The organism is Pseudomonas sp. IT-P218, assembly GCF_949767605.1.
GTDB classification, from domain to species: domain Bacteria; phylum Pseudomonadota; class Gammaproteobacteria; order Pseudomonadales; family Pseudomonadaceae; genus Aquipseudomonas; species Aquipseudomonas putida_AE.
Genome location: NZ_CATKQQ010000055.1, coordinates 174,790 through 191,520 on the forward strand (window position 1 = coordinate 174,790; position 16,731 = coordinate 191,520).

A 16,731-nucleotide genomic window follows, 5' to 3' on the forward strand; every position below is an offset into this window, starting at 1 on the left:
ATTGCTCGCTATGTTTGTCAAATCACCCCCATCTAGAGCGCCCCAATCATGAGCGACAATCTCCTCAGCATCCCTTGCACCACCATCAAGGGCGAACAGAAAACCCTGGCGGATTACGCCGGCAAGGCCGTGCTGGTGGTCAACACCGCCAGCAAATGCGGTTTCACCCCGCAATACAAAGGCCTTGAAGAGCTGTGGCAGACCTACAAGGACCAGGGCCTGGTGGTACTGGGCTTTCCCTGCAATCAGTTCGGCAAGCAGGAGCCGGGTAACGAAGGGGCGATCAGCGAGTTCTGCGAGCTCAACTACGGAGTCAGTTTCCCGCTGTTCAAGAAAATCGAAGTCAATGGCGACGGTGCCCATCCATTGTTCGTGCAGCTGAAAAAGCGTGCGCCGGGTGTGCTCGGTTCCCAGGGCATCAAGTGGAACTTCACCAAGTTCCTGATCGGCAAGGACGGCCAGTTGGTCAAGCGCTTCGCGCCGGCGACCAAGCCGCAGGACTTGAGCAGCGAGATCGAAGCCCTGCTCAAATGAACACCTTGTCCGTTGATTCGCTGAGCCTCGACAGCCAGCTCTGCTTCAAACTGTATGCCGCGTCCCGGGCGGTGATTCGCGCCTACAAGCCGATGCTCGATCAGTTGGGCCTGACTTACCCGCAGTACCTGGCGATGCTGGTGTTGTGGGAATGGCAGGCAACAGCCCCGGAGCAGCCCACGGTCAAGGCCCTGGGCGAACGCCTGGCGCTGGATTCCGGCACGCTGACGCCGTTGCTCAAGCGTCTTGAGCAATTGCAGCTGGTTCAGCGCCAGCGCTCGGCGCGGGATGAGCGGGAGGTGCACCTGAGCCTGTCGCCCCAGGGCACGGCGCTGCGTGATCAGGTCGGCCCGCTCAAGGCCCGCCTGTTGTGCGACAGCGGCGTGGACCTGGATCGCCTGAATGAGCTGCGCGACGGCCTGGATCACTTGTTGGGGCAGATCAAGGCGCTGTCGTAGCCGGTATCCACACATCCAGCAGGGCGGCCAGCTCTTCTCGACGAAAAGGTTTGGCCAGGTAGTCGCTCATGCCCGCCGCACGGCAGCGTTCGCGCTCTTCGGACATGGCGTTGGCGGTCAGGGCGACGATGGGTAACTGCGGCCAGCGACCGCTGCGACGGATTTGCCGACTGGCCTCATAGCCATCCATGACCGGCATGTTGCAGTCCATCAGCACCAGATCGAAATCGCGGCTCTCCAATTGATCCAGCGCTTCGGCGCCGTGCGCGGCGACGATCACGTCGCAACCGAGTTTGCCCAGCATGCCCTTGGCCACCAGCTGGTTGACCGGGTTGTCCTCGACCAGCAGCACCCGCGCCCGGCGCTGCGCGAGGGTGGCATCGACCCGGGTATCGCTGGGGGTGTCGGTTTGCACCAGGAGGATTCGCTGCAAGGTCTGGTGTAGCGCATTGCGTGCCAAAGGACGGGCCTGCTGCTGCAAGGGGGCGAGGGCGCTGGCCTCTTCGCTGGGCAGGAAGCTGCCGTAAGCGGTCACCAGCAGGATCGGCGCGCGGATGGTGGGGCGCAGGTTGAACAGGCACTCGGGGCAATCGGTGATCAGCACATCGGGGTCCAGACCGAGCAATGAGTCATCGATCGTGCGCTGTTGATAATCGAGCCCCCAACCAGGCAATACACTTTTCAGCAGTTCCGCCAGGCCGCTGCCGGCGGCGGTAATTGCCACGATTTTGCCCTGCAGGGGGGGCGGGGCCAGTGCCCGGGTATGACTGGGCAGCGGCAGTTGCGCGCAGAACTGGCTGCCGAAACCGGCTTCAGAACTGATGGTGAGGCGACCTTGCATGGCTTCGCACAGGTTATAGGTCAGGGCCAGGCCCAAGCCGGTACCGCCGAATTGTCGGGTGATGCCGGCACCCGCCTGGGTAAAGGGCTGGAAGATCTTGACCTGAGCCTCCCGCGGGATGCCGATGCCCGTGTCGCAGACTTCGATGCTGACGCCATCCTTATAGGTCGACAGCCGCACATCGACCCGGCCGAAACGGGTGAACTTGAGCGCATTGGACAGCAGGTTGCTGACGATCTGCCGCACCCTTGTCGGATCGCCGAGCACCAGCGCAGGAAAGTCCGGGTCGATCAGGCAGGTCAGTTCGACACTCGGCGCGGCGTTCTGTGACAGCAGGTTGGCGGTGTCTTCGACCAGCGAGCCCAGGTCGAACGGGATGTGTTCGAGTTCGAGTTGGCCGGCGTCGAATTTCGACAGGTCGAGGATATCGTTGAGCAACTCCACCAGGACTTTGCCCGAGTCATGGGCGATGGCCAGCTGTTGCTGTTGCTCGGCATTCAGCGGGCCGTCCAGCGACAGCGCGATCATGCCCAGCAGGCCATTGAGGGGCGTGCGGATTTCGTGGCTCATGTTGGCCAGGAACACCGAGCGCGCTTCGGCCATGTCCAGGGCGGTGCTGCGAGCGACTTCCAGCTCCTGATTGGATTGACTGAGCCGGGCATTGATGGCCTTGAGCTCGGTCGTGCGCGCCGACACGATGTTTTCCAGCTGGGCAAGATAGTCGGTCAGGCGATTTTCGGCGTTGCGTCGCTGCTGGATTTCGGTGGCGATGTTTTCGAATTGCTGGTTGGCAACTTTCACCAGCACGCCGATTTCGTCGTTGGCGTGTCCCGCCGGGCATTCCAGCGACGTCGGCTCGGCGTTGCGTGGATCGCGGCCGCTGAGTTCGCGGATGACCCGCACCAAGGGCTTGGTCAGCATCACGTAGAACAGCGCCAGGAGGATGCCACTCAGCAGCAGGCTGCGGGCGAAACCGTTGATCAGGGTGACCTCGGCCCGGCGCAGGAAGCGGTAGCCGAATGAGTAAGTGTCGACGTCCAGTTGCAGGGTGCCCAGGGATTCGCCGGGCAAATGATCCAGGTACAGGCGGTCTTCGAACTGCCGATTGGCCCCGAATAGCAGGTCACTCAATACCCGATAGCCGCTTTGCAGGCCGGGACGCTTGACGTTGGCCAGGATATTGCCGTTGTTGTCGGTCAGCTTCGCGCCGATGATCGCGGGCGAGCGCAGCAGGCCCAGGGTCAGTTCCTGGGCGAGTTCGGCGTCGATGTTGTAGGCGATGCGCGAGGCGGGGTTGTGGCTGATTTCGAGCAGAGACAGTATTTCACGGTTGATGGAGGCGTCTTCGCTGGCATAATCGATGCCTATTTGCAGCACGCTGAGCAGCATACCCAGGACGAAACCGACCAGCACGGTGAGCCGCGCCTGTTTGTAAGACAGGCGGTTGGTGAACTTGATATCCATGGGGTGCTGAATCACTTCCGTTTTCCTTCGCTGCTCAAGCATAGTCGATCATGCAGGGTGTTCCCATGAGCCCTGCCATAGGGCGGTTGACCGTTCATCGAACGCTGTATGTCGTATCTGTATCGCCATCATCACTGTGAACGTGCCCGAGGAGAAGACGTGGATTCCCGATTGAATGCTTTTCTTGAACGTGCCGATGCCGTTCTGGCCCGTATCGAACCGCTGCTGCCCACCCCTCGGCAAGCCATCGACTGGACCCATTGCCTGGCTGCGCGCTGGCAGCGCGAGGGACGCAGCGGTTTTCTGCTGCCGCTGCAGGTCAGCCTGGACATGCGCCTGAGCGACCTGATCGGCGTCGATCGCCAGGTTGAGCAACTGGGGCGTAATACCCGCCAGTTCCTCGATGGCATGCCGGCCAACCATGCGCTGCTCTGGGGTTCGCGCGGCACCGGTAAATCGTCGCTGGTGCGCGCCTTGCTGGCCGAGCACGCCCAGGCCGGTCTGCGCCTGATTGAAATCGAGCGCGATCACCTGGCGGACTTGCCGCGGGTGGTCGAGCAGATCGCCAAGCTGCCGCAGCGTTTCGTGCTGTTCTGCGATGACCTGTCGTTCGAGTCGGGCGAAGGCGATTATCGCGTGCTCAAAAGCGTACTCGACGGTTCGCTCGAACAGGCACCGGACAACGTGTTGCTCTACGCCACGTCCAACCGTCGCCACCTGGTGCCGGAAAAGGAAAGCGATAACGAAAACTGGAAACGCGTCGATGGCGAATTGCACCCCAGCGAGGCGGTGGAAGACAAGATCGCCCTGTCGGACCGTTTCGGCCTGTGGCTGTCGTTCTATCCGTTCACCCAGGAGCACTTCCTGAACGTGGTCGAGCACTGGATCGGCCAGTTGGCCGACAAGGCCGGCCTGCCGTGGCAGCGCACTGAAGAGCTGGACATCCTCGCGGTGCGCTGGGCCACCGGGCGGGGCAATCGCAACGGACGTTGCGCGTATCAATTTGCCCGCTATTGGGTGGGGCTCAAACTGTTGGAGCACAAGGCATGATCGATTTACAAAACAGCGGCCAGGGCCTCGAGGGCTACGGCATGCTGCACGCGCAGCTGGAATCCTTGCTGGCGGACGAGCGCGATTTCATTGCCAACGCCGCGCAGTTTTCGGCGTTCCTGTTCAATCAGCTCGAGGGTTTGAACTGGGCCGGGTTCTACCTCAATCGTAACGAAGAGCTGGTGCTGGGCCCGTTTCAAGGGCAGATCGCCTGCGTGCGGATTCCGTTCGGTCGGGGTGTGTGCGGCACGGCGGCGGCGACCTTGCAGACCCAGCGGGTCGAAGACGTGCACGCGTTTGCCGGGCATATCGCCTGCGACAGTGCGTCGAACAGCGAACTGGTGGTGCCCCTGGTCAAGGACGGTCGCCTGATCGGCGTACTCGACCTCGACAGCCCGCAACTGGCGCGTTTCACCGCGCAGGATCAGGCCGGTATCGAGCAACTGGCGGCTATTTTCCTGCGCCTGACCGACTGCTGATCAGCCTTTCAAGCCTGCCTTGGCCAGCAGGCTTGCGGTATCCACGGCATCGATCTGCCCTGGATCGAGGAAGCGCCGGGCGTACTGCAGATAGATCTGTGCGTTGATGAACAGCTCGAACAACTGCGGGTCGATGTGCGCATCCCGGCACATGTTGGCCATGATGCCCAGCGCTTCGCTCAGGGTCTTGGCTTTCTTGTAGGGGCGGTCGGCGGCGGTCAGCGCCTCGAAGATATCGGCAATCGCCATCATCCGCGCCGGCAGGCTCATCTGCTCACGCTTCAAGCGTTTCGGATAACCCGTGCCGTCCATTTTTTCGTGGTGGCCGCCGGCGATCTCCGCGACATTGCCCAGGTGTTCGGGGAAGGGCAGTTGGCTGAGCATCAGGATCGTCTGCACCATGTGGTGGTTGATGATGTAGCGCTCCTCAGAGGTCAAGGTGCCTCGGGTTATGCTCAGATTGTAGAGCTCGCCGCGGTTGTACTTGTAGCGCGGGACATCGAGCTTGAAACCCCAGGGATTGTCCTCGGCAATCAATTCGGTTTCGGCGCGCTCGAACAGATGCTCGGGCCGGTCCGCCAGCAACGCCTCGCGGACCGGCAGCGTGGGTGCCGGCGTACGCGCCTGGCGCTGGTTTTCTTCCCAGGAAACACCCAGCCGGTCATCCAGGGTTCGCGTCCAGGTGCGCTGCGCGATGCTGCGCAGGCGCTGCAGGTCGGCTTCGGCCATGGCCTCGCCGCCCAGGTTGCAGCGGGCGATGAAGGCGAAATCGTCATTGAGCGCCGTCAGGCTGGCCTCTCGCTGTTGCGCCAGCTGTTGCTCGTCGCCACCTTGGGCGATGGCTTGCCAATAGTCGATCCAGGCATCGCGCTTGAGAACTTCGAAGCGAGTGCGTATTTCGTGGATACGGTCGTTCAGGGTTTCCAGTTTCGTGGCTTTGTCGACCACGTATTCCGGGGTCGTCACCTTGCCGCAGTCGTGCAGCCAGGCGGCGATGTGCAGCGCCTCCCAATCATCGTCCGTGGGCTGATAGCCGCGAAAGGCCGGGTCCTGGCTGGCGGCCGCGGCCTGGGCGAGCATCAGTGTCAGGGCCGGGACTCGCTGGCAATGGCCACCGGTGTAGGGGCTCTTGGCATCGATCGCGCCGGCCAGCAGTTTGATGAAGGCGTCCAGCAGCTGTTTTTGCCGGTCTTGCAAGCGCTGGCTTTCGATACTCACGGCGGCCGCACCGGACACCGCCTGCAGGAACGCGATGCGGTCGGGACGCAGTTTGTCCAGGTCGCTCTGGTTGCCGCTGTCGGCCAGCAGAAACACCAGCAGGCCCACGGTTTCGTTGTGACGATTGTGCAAGCGGATGCCGATCAGGTGAACTCGGGGACAGGCCATGGCCAGCAGGACTTTCTGCAGGTCTCCCGCCTGTTCGAAGCCCAGGTGGGAGACGACGTTGTCGGCCGTCGATAGCTGCTGCAGCCAGGCGGGGCTGTGCGCATCATGAAGCCCGTGTGCGCTGAGGTCGAAAGACGACAGAGTTTGTGCCGTGTCGTTGATCACAAGGCCCTGGGGTTCCATAAGATCGCCATCCCCTTCGCGCAGGTAGATCAGGCCGGCCTGGGCCTGGCCAATCCTGACCGTTTCAAACAGCACCCGCTGCAGCAATGGGGCAAACCGGGTCTCGGCGCTCAGGCTGTCGGTGATCTGGAAGAAGCTCGCCAGGGTGTCCTTCATGCGCGCCATGGACAGGCTCAGTTGATCGACTTCGAGCACCGGAGAGCGGCGGGCGGCGGGAAAATTGAAATCGAAGCTGCGAATGGCATCCGCCTCCTGCACCAGGGCGCGCAGGGGCTTGACCAGGATCCTGGACGTCAGCCATCCCAATGGCACGCACAACAACAGGGTCGCCAGGGTAATCAGCGCGCCTTGCCAGCGCATGCGATAGGCGTCGGCGAGCAATTCATCTTCCGGTACCAGCGTCGCCAGTTGCAGCCCCTGGGGGCCGCCTTCCTGCATGCTGCTGCGGGCAACGATCCAGCTACGGCCCATGGCCGTCAGGCGATTGCCGGCCCCGGGGCTGTCGAGCAGTGTTTTCAGCGCGGGACTCAGGTCGGCGGCCTTGGCCAGGCGGGCGGTTTGATCGTCGACGATCAGGCGACGACTGTCGGGATAAGCGATGGCATTGCCCTGGGCATCGAACAGGACGATCTCGGTCGCCGGCGTCACCACATGTTTGGCCAAGGTGGCCGAGAGCTCGGCCAGGGTCAGGTCGGCAGCGATCACCGCATGCTCGCCGCTACGCCGTGCCAGGGTGGTGCCGACATGGTGGGTCGAGAAAAAGACGTAGGGTTCGGTGGTGATCTGGTCGACATCCTGGCTGGCACTGGTGAACCAGGCCCTGCTACGCGGATCATAGGTTTCGTCGAGATTGTCCTGACGACCGAGGAGCGTCAGGTCCTGATCGAAAAACAAGGATTGCGAATGCACCTGGCCGCTGCTGTTTCGCTCGATGCTCCATACCTGGTAGGCCGCGGTATCCGGGGCCTTGAGCAGCGCTTTCAGGTCTGGCGTGCGCAGCGGGCGAACCATGAAAAAGTCACCGTTGTCGTATCCCAGGTACAACGAAGCCAGGTCGGGGTTGTCCTTGAGCGACTGGCTGAAAGGCTGGAGCAGCGCCAGGCGCTGTTGCAGGTCGAGGGCCTGGGCTGCGGGGTTGTGCCGCAACAGGCTCAACAGATGCCGAATCGGCTCATAGGTGGCGTGCAGGTCCAGGCGCACATCCTGCTCGATTCGACTGAACAGCTTTTCGCTGCTCGAAAGAATGATCTGAGTGGTTTGCCGGTAGTGGAAAATGCCCAGCACGACCCCGGTCAGCAACAGCAGCAAAGTGAACATCACGCTGATATGAACGTGCAGGGGAAATCGCCGTTGATCCGGGCGCAGTGGGCTGGGCATGCAGGTCACTCCGTGATGGTTAACACACTGCTCCGGGTCCAAGCATAGTTAAGGCTCGGGTATTGTGCCTTTGTCGTTTTGTCCGATTTGTTGCAGCAATGCCTGTTCCAGTTCGAGCAGGGCGCGCTCCACGGCGTCGCAGTATTTGGCAACGTTCTCAGGGGAGAAGCGCTCATGGCAGGTGGCTTCGAGCGCCTCGCAGCTGTCGATCAACCGGGTGGCCTGAACGATTCGGGCGGCGCCCTTGATTTTATGGGCTATGTCGAGAAAGGCCTGCGGGTCCGGGGTGTCGGACAGTGCCAGCAGTTCCTGTCGATCCAGGCGGTTGCTGTTCAACAGTTCGGTCAGCAGGCGCAGGTCCAGCGCCGGGTCGCCCCCCGTCAACAAATGCAAGCCTTGCAGGCTGAAGGCCGGGGCCACGACCCTGGGCTTGATTTCCTTTATTCCCTTGATGCCCGTGACCCATTGACTCAAGGCGGCCAGGGACAGGGGCTTGAACAGGCAGTCGTCCATCCCGGCCTGTTTGCAGCGTTGAACTTCTTCCGGCTGAGCGTTGGCGGTAAAGCCCAGGAGGGTGCAGCGCGGCTGTTGAGTGTGTTGTTCGTGTCGACGAATGGCCTGGGCCAGTTCATACCCATTCATGACTGGCATGTTGCAATCGGCGACCACCAGGTCGAAGGCGGCGGATTTCCATGCGTCCAATCCAGCCTGGCCATCTGCCGCGACGCTGAATCGATGACCCAGGAACTCAAGCTGCTGGCACATCAGCAAGCGGTTGGCCGCGTGGTCGTCGACCACCAGCACATTCAAGGGGATTGTGGCGCAGTAGATGGGAGGCTCGGCGGTTTGCACCCTGGAGTCGCGAGGCAGTGTGGATAACGGCAACGAAATCCTTACCCGGGTACCGACGCCCGGCTGGCTGCTCAACTGCAGGCTGCCGTCCATCATTTCGCACAGGCTGCGACTGATCACCAGTCCAAGCCCGGCACCGCCCCGTGCCGACTGCCCGGTATTGGCGGCTTGAGCGAAAGGTTCGAACAGGCGTTGCTGATCCTCATGACTGATCCCCGGGCCGCTGTCTTCGACCAGCAACAGCATGTGCGCCCGGTCAGCCTCGCTGCTCAGGTCCAGGGTCACAATAATCCTGACCTGGCCGTGCTCGGTAAACTTGATGGCATTGCTGACCAGGTTCGACAACACCTGCTTGAAGCGCAGGGGATCGAGCAACACGTCGATAGCCGGATTGGCCGGGTTGAATTGCAGTTGCAACTCGAGCCCCTTTTGCCGGGCCAGCCCATCGAAGATACGCGCCACCGACGCCACGATTTCCTCCGGGTTGACCCGTTCCGGGTTCAGGCTCAGGTGCCCGGACTCGATGCGCGCAATATCGAGAATGTCCCCGATCAGTTCCAGCAGGTCCTTTGCCGAGTGGTACGCCACATCAATGGCGGGACGATCCGGGTGGTGTTGTTCGATGCGCTTGAGCGTCAGTTCGAGCATGCCGATGACGGCATTCATCGGGGTGCGGATTTCATGGCTCATGGTGGCCAGGAACGTGCTCTTGGCCCGGTTGGCTTCGTCGGCGCGCTCTTTGGCGCATCGCAGGTCATCGAACAATTGGCGCCGTTCGCTGATGTCGATCCAGCCGCCAATGATGCCTTGCACCTCACCGCTCGAGTCGCGGTAGGGAAGAATCCAGTGATAGATGGTCAACCGGCGACCGCCAATGTGCAGCGCACGGTCAAGGATCATCGGCGTGCCTTCGGCCACCACTCGCTGGTAATCGGCCTGGTACTCGCGCGCTTCGAAGGCGTTGCTCATGGTGCCCTGGATCACGCTTTTGCCGATCACGTCTTCGCGTTTTGCGTTAAAGGCGCGCAAGTAGCTGTCGTTGCAACTTTGCAGCAGTCCTTGACGATCACGCACATAGATCGGGTGAGGCGTGCCGTTGACCAGTGAACGCATGAACTCGAATTGATCGTTCAGCGCTCGTTCGGCCGCCTTGCGCTGGTTGATCTGGCGCCGCATGTAGGCGTTCCAGGTCACGGAGATCAGCAACAGCAAGCCGGCGCCGATCACGATCTGATAGAACACCCGCTGATATTGGCGCCAGGTGTTTTGCGAGGAGGCCGAATAGCCGCGCCAGCGACTGTTGATGACGCCCAGCTCCTGCGGCGCGATGCTCAACAGTGCCTTGTTGAGGATGTCATTGAGTTCCTTGGCCTCGCGCCCCGTTGCCAGGGAGAACGCCGCCTGCTGGGTGCCTATGGTGGTGCTGATTTGCAGCTCGGTTTCGAACAGTTGCGAGGCGATGAAGTAGTTGGCGATCACCAGTGAATTCACCGCTCCTTCAACCCGGCCTTCGGCGAGCATTTCCACGGCGCTGAAGGCGTCCGGGGTCTGGATCAACCTGATCTGCGGGAACTCGCTGCGCAGATAGTCCATAAGCGGGTTGCCGCGGGCAATGGCCAGGCTTTTGTTCTTGAGCTGTGCAAGGTTTGTCGGACTGTCGTGCGCCTTGCGTGTCAGCAGGACATAGGAGTTCTGCAGGTACGGGCGGGTAAAGTTCAGCAAGGTATCCCGTTGTGCACTAGGGAGCATCGCGGCGATCAGATCGGCTTGATCGGTGTTGATTCGCTTGATCATGTCGCTGTCGCTACGGCTGCGCTGAACGTCGAAGCGCAGGCCGGTGCGCAATCTGATCAGCTCAAGCAAATCCGCGGCAATCCCGCGAAAGTTACCGGCACTGTCAAAAAACGTCAGCGGCGCATAGGCCTCATTGACGACTACCCGGACCACTGGATGTTGCGCCAGCCAGCGCTCCTCACTGTAACTGAGCTGCAGTTTTTGATCGGTGAGCAGGATATCGCTCCCGGCGCTCCAGCGTTTGGCGATGTTTTCCCGTTCGCTGGCGGGGATGGCCATGAGCGTCGTATTGATGATGGCGAGCAGTTGAGGATTGTTCCTGTGCACGGCAAAGCTGAAACCATGGGCTTCGTGCTTGCCGAAACTGGCCATGCGAATATTGTTCAGATAACCCTTGTTGATCATGTAATGGGTTGAAATGGTGTCGCCGAGAAAAACATCGGCCTGGCCGAAAGCCACTGCATTGATCGCGTTCTGGTAGGACGGGTAGGCGTCGATGATTGCCTTCGGGTATAGGGCCTTGACCTCCTCCAGGGGCAGGTAGTGATACACCATGCTGAGCCGCAAACCGGCCAGGCCATCATTGAGCGGCCGGGTTTCGCCTTCACGTGTCACCAGCACCGGTTGATCGACCGCATAGGGTGTGGAAAGCGCGATGTCGTCATTGTTCGCTTCGAATCCGTTGGCGGTGCCCAGCAGGTCGACCTCGCCTTTTTCGAGCGCTTCGATCGCCGCTCCCCGGGAGGCGAAGCGTTGAACCTTGACGGGCAGGCCGAGGGCCTCGCCGAGTATGCCCGCGTAGTCGGCGGTAAACCCTTCATATTCACGGCCGCTGCTGGTCAGGTCGAAAGGGGGGTAGTCGGGTGCCGAGGTGCCGAGGATCAGCTCACGTTTACCCTCGACCCATTGTCGTTGTGATTGATCCAGCTGGACTTCCAGGTGCAGGGGCGCTGAACGACTGAGCAAGGCATATTGTTCATGCTCCTGCGCGGCGTACAGCTCGGTGCACAGGCACAAGCCCGTGGACATGATCAGCAGATAGTCCTTCAAGCGGCTGGGCATTCTGTGCCTCACACTAACGCGTTACGTTTTGCCATCTCGATGAGTTCAACCAGGGATTTGGCCTTGAGTTTCTGCATGAGTCGTTTTTTATAAGTGCTGACGGTCTTGTTACTCAGGAACATGCCTTTGGCAATTTCCTTGTTACTGCGACCCTGGGCAAAAAGTTGCAATACCATGAGTTCCCGGTCATTGACTGACTTGAACAGTTCAAGTTCGGCGCACCGCGCTTCGTCACCACGGGCAGGGTTCAAGGCTTCACTGGGAAAGTAGTTATAACCGGACAGTACCGCTTTGATGGCGCTCACCAGCTCACTTAGATCTTCCTGTTTGCATACATAACCCGAGGCACCGGATTGCATGCAGCGGATACCGAATAATGTTGGGCATTGTGCAGTCAATACCAGGATTCTCAGGGGTGTACTCATTGCGTTGAAACGGGCAAGCACTTCCAGTCCATCCAGTTTGGGAATGCTGATATCGAGAATGACCAGGTCGGGCATGCATTCACGCACCATCTGCATGGCATCGACACCATTATCGGTTTCACCGACGACCTTGTAGCCCTCGTGTTCCAGCAACATGCGAACGGCAAGGCGGATGACAGGATGATCGTCGACAATAAAAACGGAGTTCATAATCAAATCCCTGCGAGCTCGGATAAAGCGCGCACCTTAGCTCAGATAGTTAGGGGGACGTATGAACTGACGGGTCTGTCGTAGCAATATAGGAATGTTCCTACATGCGAAAAGGAAATGGATTACGTGTCAACCGGTATTTTTTGGTAAGTTGCCACAAAAGATGTTGCTGTTTAGTTATTGGGAGCAGGGTGGTGATATGTGGGTTACACACTTTTTAAAGGCGCTTGGTTGCAGGGTGACGGTATCAGTTTCAATAAGTATCTCAGCTCGCACTGTTTTAATGGTTTTATCAAGCAGCCAAGTAATGGCAGTCCATTGACGAGGGCCAGATTTTCAAGTTCGCCCAGTTCATTGGATGTCAGGCTGCTTAACAGTATGGCCTGCTTGATCAGCCCCTGGTGGCTGGCGATTGATATCAGGTCGATGCCGCAAACGTCGGGCAGGCATTGGTCGCATAACAGGATGTCGAAGGGCTGCTCGGCGCTGAGCATGTGGTGCAAGGCGCTCCTGGCACAATCGCTGGTGGTCAAGTGAGTGAAGCCGTAACTCTCGAGCAGACATTGGGTGGCCCTGAGCTGAAACGGATGGTCCTCCACCAGCATGATGCGCAGATTGTCGTTGATCATGGTGTTCACGCTTCTTCTGTCGGAACGATAGGCGTGATTGTTTCCCGACAGCCGCCGCGCATTCGATCAGTGCACTCGACAGGCGTTGTAGGGGGATTCGGTGTTGCTTGAATGTTTTTGGATTTTCAGGACTGATCGGCCATTACCGAGGGGGTAATGGCTGATCTATCGCTTGTCGTCAGTGGCTGGAACGACCGGTCATTTCCAGGGCCATGTGGCTGGCGTAGCTGTCGGTCATGCCGGCGATGAAATCGATCATGCGCAAAAACGAGTTGTGCAGAGGGCCGTTCGGATCGGGTGCATTGTTGCCCAGCAGGTCGAGCACCCGCCGGCTCTTGAAGGACGGCGTTCGACCGTTGTGCTGCTCCAGTGCGGCACCGCAAAAAGCATTGAGCAGAATTTCCAGGGTGGTATAGGCACCGATCTCATGCAGGGTCTTGCGCTTGTCCTGGAAGATCTTCTGCCGCGCCATGTCCTTGGCATTGAGCACACAGCGTTTGGCCGGGCCGTGCATGTGCTCCACCAGGTCACCCGCCAGGGTGCCGGCCAACAGCGCATCCTGCTGCTCGACAAAGGCGCGGGCCGCGGCATTGGTCAGGTGTTCGATGGCCTTGCCGCGCAGGATCGCCAGTTTGCGCCGCCGCGAATCCTGCGGGCCGAGCAGGCGATAGGTTTGCGGCAGATCGTCGCCCACCAGGTCCAGTAACAGCGACTCGACTTCGGCATACTCCAGCAAGTCCATTTCCAGGCCGTCTTCGAGGTCGATCAAGGCGTAGCAGATGTCATCGGCGGCCTCCATCAGGTACACCAGCGGATGGCGCGCCCAGCGCTGCTCCTCCAGTTGCGGCAGGCCAAGTTTTTGCGCGATCTGCTCCAGCAGCGGCAGCTCGCTCTGGTAGCAACCGAACTTGTGTTTCTTGTACCCCAGCGAGTCGGCGTGCCTGGCCGTCCATGGATACTTCAGGTAAGTGCCCAGGGTGGCATAGGTCAGCCGGGTTCCGCCGTCGAACTGGTGGTACTCAAGCTGGGTCAATACCCGAAAGCCCTGGGCGTTGCCTTCGAAGTTGAGGAAGTCATTGCGTTGCGCTTCGCTCATCGCATCCAGCCAGCCGCGTCCCGCGGCCTGCTGGAACCAGTGCCGGATCGCGTCTTCGCCGGAATGGCCGAAGGGTGGATTGCCAATGTCATGGGCCAGGCAGGCCGATTGCACCACCATCCCCAGGTCACTGGGATCACACCAGTCGGGCAGGGCGCCGCGGATGGTTTCGCCGACGCGCATGCCCAGTGAGCGGCCGACGCAACTGACTTCCAGCGAATGGGTCAGGCGCGTGTGGATATGGTCGTTGCTGTGCACGGGATGAACCTGGGTCTTGCGCCCCAGACGGCGGAACGCCCCCGAGAAAATGATGCGGTCATGGTCTTTGTGAAAAGGACTGCGGCCCAGTTCTTCCGGGCTGTGCAGGGGCTTTCCGAGGCGTTCGCGGGTAAGCAGGGTAGGCCAATCCAAGGCTGGTTCGCTCCGTCAGGGGACTGATCGGGTAGCTTCCCGGTTCGCAACGCTGCCTGCAAGCGTCACTACAGCCCGACCGCGTCGATATCGATGAGCAGCAGGCGTTCGCCGTTGTCGAAAAATTGTCCGGCGGTGAGGCAGTACTGATTGCTGGTGGCGTCGCGGTAGGTGTTGGAGAGGGTCAGCTGCGGCTCCTCACAACCCTGCGCCAGCAGGTGATAGAAATACGGGCGCCAGGACCAGTTATGGCCCAGGTAGCGGTTGTCGGCGACCCAGCCGTTGTTGCGCCATTCCAGGTTGGGCGTCAACTGCGTGCCGTGACGGTCGCACTGATAGAAACGCAGCAGCCAGGGAAAGGCATCCAGTTGTGGCAGGGCACTCAGGGGCGCGCAAGTCTGTGCCCAGTGCTGCAGGATCGCCATCAGTTCGCCCAGTTGTTGGCGCATGATCATCAGGCGACCGCGTTCGGCCAACTTCTGCTGCACATAGCGCTGGCGCAGGTGGGCAAAGCGCTCGACGAAGGCATCGGCGGCAAAGAAATCCGCTTGTGCCCGGGCAAACAGAAACCCCTGGACATAACGTGAGCCGCACTCCAGGGCAAAATTCAGTTGCGCTTCGGTTTCCACGCCTTCGGCAATGATCCAGCACCCGGTTTTTTCCGCCATTTGTGCCAGCGCCTTGACCACGTCACTGCTGGGGCCGCCCAACGCGGCTGCCTGGAACAGGCGCATGTCGAGCTTGAGGATGTCTGGCTGCAGCGCCAGTACCCGATCGAGCTGGGAGTAGCCGGCGCCGAAATCATCGATGGCAATCCGTGCGCCGGCTTGCCGGTAACGCGCCACTACCTGTGCCAGGCGCTGGATGTCGCCACCCAGTTCGGTAATTTCGAAAACGATGCGCTGCGGATCTATTCCGTGCTTTTGCAGCTGACCAAGACTTGGCAAGGGTTGGTCCGGGCGCAGGCGGCTGATCCAGCGGGGGGAAATGTTCAGGCTGAGAAACCAGTCGCCAGGCGCTTCGTGCAGGCGACTCAGGGCGTTATCGCGCAGCTGACGGTCGAGGCGACGCAGGGCGACGGCGTTGGTGCGGGGATCGGCGAACAGCGGCCCCACCGAGGCGAGTTGGCCGTCGGCCTGACGCAGTCGGCCCAGGGCTTCCACGCCGGCGATACGGCCGGTGGCGGTATCGATGAACGGCTGAAAGCAGGCGAGCGGTTGCCCGTCGATCACAAGGCCTCCTTGGATGGATCTTGTTGTTGGATAAAGCCTGGTCACCGGGTAGGCGCGCAGGATCGAACCCCTCGATAGAGAGGTTCGATCCTGCGGTTACTGCAAGAATGTAGCCAGATACTGACAGGGTCAGTGTTTACGCGAAGAGCCTTGCATGACCAGCTTGACCAGAGGCCCCAGCGTGGTGCCCAGGCGGATCAGCCGGGTCAGGCTGCCCACGCCTGCGCCGCTCCGCGTGCCCTTACCGGTCAGGAAGCCCAACAAGGTAACGGCCGCCACGCCCCACAGCGGTGCATGCTTGATGCCGAACCCATCGTGCAGGTTCTGGCCCATGCCACGCAGCCGATGCAGGGGTTGCAGCAGTTGCCCGGATTCGTGACGGATTTCCTGGCGATGCATTTCCATGCGCAGGCGGATCAGTGCCTTGCGCATTTCCGTGCGTGAGCTGTTTCGAGGCAGTTCAGGCAGGTTCATGGCAGCAGGCGCTCCCGATCATTGGCCAATTCTTCCAACGTGCCATGGAAGGGCGAGGATTCATCGAAGATTGCCGCTCTCAGGCGTATCCCGCAGAACACGCAGGCAAGGGTGTAGAACACGCACAGTGAGATGATGGCGGGCAGGCGATAGGTGTCCCAGAACACGATCAACACCAGTGTCGACAGCCCAACCAACAACAATAACGCGAACACCAGCGCCAGGCCGGCAAACAGCAACAGGCTTACGGTGCGGGCCTTTTGCTCCTGCAATTCGATACCGAACAGTTCGACGTGACTGTGCAGCAACCCAAGAACGGCGGCGCCGAGGCGTCGCGGTGAGGAACTGGCGCCCGTCCCGGACGAGCCGATTTCATCGATCGCCATGATCAGCGCCGGGTTGCCAGCAAGCCAATGAGGAAACCCACGCCGGCGGCAATACCCACCGATTGCCATGGGTTGGCCTGGACATAGTCCTCGGTGGCGGTCACGGCAGCCTTGCCGCGTTCGCGCAGGGAGTCTTCGGTCAGTTTCAGGGTTTCCCTTGCACGCAGCAGACTGTCGTGGATCTGGTCGCGCAATTCATCGGCCTGGTCACCGGCCAGGGAGGCGGTGTGTTCCAGCAACCGTTCGGTATCGCTGACCAGTGTCTGAAAATCGCTCATCAGGATTTCTTGAGCAGTCTTTGCCTTGATGCTGGCCATTGGTGATCTCCGTAAGTGGCGTCTGAATCGTTCGAGTATGAGCCTTGTGCGAAGGTTCAGTACAAATGACT

Annotated in this window: 14 protein-coding genes; 4 read left to right on the top strand and 10 right to left on the bottom strand. The window is 60.5% G+C overall.

Annotated elements, in window-relative coordinates; all coding sequences use genetic code 11:
* Positions 1–48: 48 nt before the first annotated feature.
* Both ACM6I6_RS23505 and ACM6I6_RS23510 read left to right on the top strand, forming a co-directional pair.
* Entirely contained in the window at positions 49–534 is a 486-nt protein-coding gene (locus ACM6I6_RS23505) for a glutathione peroxidase (RefSeq protein WP_323607034.1), read from the top strand.
* Positions 531–992 carry a MarR family winged helix-turn-helix transcriptional regulator gene (locus tag ACM6I6_RS23510; protein WP_274073041.1) on the top strand — a complete coding sequence of 154 codons (462 nt, stop codon included), beginning with the start codon at positions 531–533 and terminating at the stop codon, positions 990–992. Before ACM6I6_RS23505 ends, ACM6I6_RS23510 begins: the two co-directional genes overlap by 4 nt.
* On the opposite strand, the gene ACM6I6_RS23515 is transcribed toward ACM6I6_RS23510, so the two are convergent.
* The gene (locus tag ACM6I6_RS23515; RefSeq protein WP_323607037.1) at positions 976–3,339 is read right to left on the bottom strand and encodes a response regulator; all 2,364 of its coding nucleotides are present in this window, start codon (positions 3,337–3,339) and stop codon (positions 976–978) included. The two genes, ACM6I6_RS23510 and ACM6I6_RS23515, sit on opposite strands and share 17 nt — an antisense overlap.
* 117 nt (positions 3,340–3,456) lie before the next feature.
* Here ACM6I6_RS23515 and ACM6I6_RS23520 point away from each other — a divergent pair, with 117 nt between their 5' ends.
* A complete protein-coding gene (locus tag ACM6I6_RS23520) occupies positions 3,457–4,347 on the top strand; it encodes an ATP-binding protein (protein WP_274073043.1) in 891 nt (296 codons plus the stop codon).
* Positions 4,344–4,826: a GAF domain-containing protein gene (locus ACM6I6_RS23525; RefSeq protein WP_274073044.1), complete on the top strand. Its 483-nt coding sequence runs from the start codon at positions 4,344–4,346 to the stop codon at positions 4,824–4,826. The genes ACM6I6_RS23520 and ACM6I6_RS23525 overlap by 4 nt, the downstream gene beginning before the upstream one ends.
* Here ACM6I6_RS23525 and ACM6I6_RS23530 read toward each other — a convergent pair whose 3' ends face one another.
* From ACM6I6_RS23530 to ACM6I6_RS23570, 9 genes are all read right to left on the bottom strand, one after another.
* On the bottom strand, positions 4,827–7,772 hold the full coding sequence (locus tag ACM6I6_RS23530) for an HD domain-containing phosphohydrolase (protein WP_414920784.1): 2,946 nt from the start codon (positions 7,770–7,772) through the stop codon (positions 4,827–4,829). It abuts the gene before it with no gap.
* Positions 7,773–7,820: 48 nt separating this feature from the next.
* Positions 7,821–11,480: a transporter substrate-binding domain-containing protein gene (locus ACM6I6_RS23535; protein ID WP_414920785.1), complete on the bottom strand. Its 3,660-nt coding sequence runs from the start codon at positions 11,478–11,480 to the stop codon at positions 7,821–7,823.
* 8 nt (positions 11,481–11,488) lie between these two features.
* Complete coding sequence (locus tag ACM6I6_RS23540; RefSeq protein ID WP_274073047.1) at positions 11,489–12,115, bottom strand: response regulator transcription factor; 627 nt, start codon at positions 12,113–12,115, stop codon at positions 11,489–11,491.
* Positions 12,116–12,321: 206 nt separating this feature from the next.
* Entirely contained in the window at positions 12,322–12,744 is a 423-nt protein-coding gene (locus ACM6I6_RS23545) for a response regulator (RefSeq protein ID WP_406591573.1), read from the bottom strand.
* Positions 12,745–12,922: 178 nt separating this feature from the next.
* On the bottom strand, positions 12,923–14,251 hold the full coding sequence (locus ACM6I6_RS23550) for a deoxyguanosinetriphosphate triphosphohydrolase (RefSeq protein WP_323607045.1): 1,329 nt from the start codon (positions 14,249–14,251) through the stop codon (positions 12,923–12,925).
* A 68-nt stretch (positions 14,252–14,319) separates the two neighbouring features.
* Complete coding sequence (locus tag ACM6I6_RS23555) at positions 14,320–15,483, bottom strand: EAL domain-containing protein (protein WP_323607047.1); 1,164 nt, start codon at positions 15,481–15,483, stop codon at positions 14,320–14,322.
* A gap of 129 nt (positions 15,484–15,612) precedes the next feature.
* On the bottom strand, positions 15,613–15,957 hold the full coding sequence (locus ACM6I6_RS23560; RefSeq protein ID WP_323607049.1) for a hypothetical protein: 345 nt from the start codon (positions 15,955–15,957) through the stop codon (positions 15,613–15,615).
* Positions 15,954–16,343 (bottom strand): phage holin family protein, encoded by a 390-nt coding sequence (locus ACM6I6_RS23565; RefSeq protein WP_274073096.1) that lies wholly within the window; start codon positions 16,341–16,343, stop codon positions 15,954–15,956. The genes ACM6I6_RS23560 and ACM6I6_RS23565 overlap by 4 nt, the downstream gene beginning before the upstream one ends.
* Positions 16,344–16,345: 2 nt before the next feature.
* The gene (locus ACM6I6_RS23570; RefSeq protein ID WP_008055105.1) at positions 16,346–16,660 is read right to left on the bottom strand and encodes a DUF883 family protein; all 315 of its coding nucleotides are present in this window, start codon (positions 16,658–16,660) and stop codon (positions 16,346–16,348) included.
* Positions 16,661–16,731 lie beyond the last annotated feature (71 nt).

What these genes read in the sequence shown, in the direction of transcription:
- ACM6I6_RS23570 (WP_008055105.1), bottom strand. Translation starts at nt 16,660, where the DNA reads ATGGCCAGCATCAAGGCAAAGACTGCTCAAGAAATCCTGATGAGCGAT.
- ACM6I6_RS23515 (WP_323607037.1), bottom strand. Translation starts at nt 3,339, where the DNA reads ATGCTTGAGCAGCGAAGGAAAACGGAAGTGATTCAGCACCCCATGGAT.
- ACM6I6_RS23545 (WP_406591573.1), bottom strand. Translation starts at nt 12,744, where the DNA reads ATGATCAACGACAATCTGCGCATCATGCTGGTGGAGGACCATCCGTTT.
- ACM6I6_RS23535 (WP_414920785.1), bottom strand. Translation starts at nt 11,480, where the DNA reads ATGCCCAGCCGCTTGAAGGACTATCTGCTGATCATGTCCACGGGCTTG.
- ACM6I6_RS23560 (WP_323607049.1), bottom strand. Translation starts at nt 15,957, where the DNA reads ATGAACCTGCCTGAACTGCCTCGAAACAGCTCACGCACGGAAATGCGC.
- ACM6I6_RS23505 (WP_323607034.1), top strand. Translation starts at nt 49, where the DNA reads ATGAGCGACAATCTCCTCAGCATCCCTTGCACCACCATCAAGGGCGAA.
- ACM6I6_RS23530 (WP_414920784.1), bottom strand. Translation starts at nt 7,772, where the DNA reads ATGCCCAGCCCACTGCGCCCGGATCAACGGCGATTTCCCCTGCACGTT.
- ACM6I6_RS23525 (WP_274073044.1), top strand. Translation starts at nt 4,344, where the DNA reads ATGATCGATTTACAAAACAGCGGCCAGGGCCTCGAGGGCTACGGCATG.
- ACM6I6_RS23540 (WP_274073047.1), bottom strand. Translation starts at nt 12,115, where the DNA reads ATGAACTCCGTTTTTATTGTCGACGATCATCCTGTCATCCGCCTTGCC.
- ACM6I6_RS23510 (WP_274073041.1), top strand. Translation starts at nt 531, where the DNA reads ATGAACACCTTGTCCGTTGATTCGCTGAGCCTCGACAGCCAGCTCTGC.
- ACM6I6_RS23565 (WP_274073096.1), bottom strand. Translation starts at nt 16,343, where the DNA reads ATGGCGATCGATGAAATCGGCTCGTCCGGGACGGGCGCCAGTTCCTCA.